The sequence below is a fragment of the Paenibacillus sp. AR247 genome, from assembly GCF_002968895.1.
GTDB classification, from domain to species: domain Bacteria; phylum Bacillota; class Bacilli; order Paenibacillales; family Paenibacillaceae; genus Paenibacillus_AQ; species Paenibacillus_AQ favisporus.
Genome location: NZ_PCZT01000002.1, coordinates 466,946 through 468,867, shown reverse-complemented (window position 1 = coordinate 468,867; position 1,922 = coordinate 466,946). Strand labels below are relative to the sequence as shown.

At 55.7% G+C, this 1,922-nt stretch carries 1 protein-coding gene and 1 pseudogene; both read left to right on the top strand.

The window, feature by feature from the left end:
- On the top strand, positions 1-891 hold an 891-nt coding region (locus CPT76_RS02690; RefSeq protein WP_258168018.1), incomplete at its 5' end, for a 5'-3' exonuclease.
- Positions 892-1,061: 170 nt separating this feature from the next.
- Positions 1,062-1,922, top strand: a pseudogene (locus tag CPT76_RS02685) (ROK family protein); the annotation flags it as partial.

The following is a 1,922-nucleotide window of genomic DNA, read 5'->3' as shown; positions in this document are numbered from 1 at the left end:
CAAGAAGTGACAGCAAATGACAAGCCAATCCGTGATGCTCGTGGATGGCATGGCCTTATTATTCAGAGCTATTTCGCGACCGCGTCCCAGCGGCTACATTCGCCGCACGAAGCGGGGGTTCCGCAAACGCGATCTATGGCTTTATTCGTATTTTTGGGATGCAGTGCAACGTTTAATCCGACGCATGTGGTCTGCTGCTGGGATCTCGGCGGCGGCACGTTCCGCGGACAGCAGTTTGCCGCTTACAAGGGCAACCGTCCGGACGCCCCGGACGATCTGATTCCGCAGTTTTCGATGATCCGCGACGTGATGGACAGCCTCGGCGTTCCGAATATCAGCGCGGAAGGGTATGAAGCGGACGACTGCATCGGGACGCTGGCCGACCAGTTCGGACGGGAGATGGACGTGATGGTCCTGTCCGGCGATAACGATTTGCTGCAGCTCGTCAGCGAGCGGACGACGGTCATTATTATGAAAAAAGGGCACGGCAATTACAAAGTGTATACACCGGAATCCCTGTATGAAGAGAAGCAGCTGCGCCCGCGGCAGATTATTGACGTGAAGGCGCTCATGGGCGATACGAGCGACAATTACCCCGGCGTGAAGGGCATCGGCGAGAAGACGGCGATCAAGCTGGTGCAGGAATACGAATCCGTTGAAGGGATTCTCGAAAATCTGGACCAGCTGTCCAAGAGTGTCCGCACCAAGATCGAGGCTGACCTCGACATGCTGCACCTGTCGCGCAAGCTGGCCGAGATTCACTGCTGCGTGCCCGTTGCCTGTTCGCTGGATGTGTGCCAGCTATCTCTCGATCACCATCAGGTGATCAGCAAGTTTGAAGAACTGGAAATGAAGAGCCTGTGTTCTCTTATGGGACTGGCCATCAGCTAACGGGTACAGAGTGCTGGCGTTTTTGGAGCGCCGGCTCTTTTGTGCGCTATTCGATTGACTTTCAAGGATTAACTGGGCTATAATGCCCGTGATTGTTTTGATATAAAGATAGAAGGTATATGGCATTTATACAGGGCTGGGGAGGCCCGCTGCAGGAGGGAACGACTACGATGAGTCTATTAGGAGCAATTGAAGCAGGGGGAACGAAATTCGTATGCGGAATCGGCCAAGAGGACGGTACCGTTGTGGAACGGATCAGCTTCCCGACAACGACGCCGGAGGAAACGATGGCCCAGGTGGTCGATTTCTTTAAGGGCAAAGACATCGCGGCGATCGGAGCAGGTTCATTCGGGCCGATTGACCCGGTAAAGGGAAGTCCTACATACGGACGAATTACGACGACGCCGAAACCTTATTGGAGCAATTTCGATATGGTCGGACATTTGCGTTCGCACTTCGATCTGCCGATCGAATTTGATACTGATGTGAACGGGGCCGCCTTGGGCGAAGCGACTTGGGGAGCAGCCCAGGGGCTCGAAAGCTGCCTGTACATTACCGTTGGCACCGGCATCGGAGCGGGTGCGGTTGTGGGCGGCGAGCTGATCCATGGCCTGTCCCATCCGGAAATGGGACATATTTTGGTCCGCCGTCATCCGGAGGACAAATTCGAAGGCTTCTGCCCATATCATGGGGATTGCCTGGAGGGGCTGGCAGCCGGACCTTCCTTGTCCAAACGCTGGGGCGTTCCGGGTGCGGAATTGACGCCGGACCATCCGGCTTGGGCGATGGAAGCTTACTATCTCGCTCAGGCGTTGATGAACTACATTTTAATCCTGTCTCCGCAAAAAATCGTCATGGGCGGCGGCGTCATGAAACAGCTGCAGCTGTTCCCGCTGATTCATGCCGAGCTTCGCAAACAGCTGAACGGCTACGTACAGGTTCCAGCCATCATGGACGATATCGAGAATTACATCGTTCCGCCGCAGCTTGGCGACATGCCGGCCTGTGTGGCGCGCTCGCGCTCGCCAAGA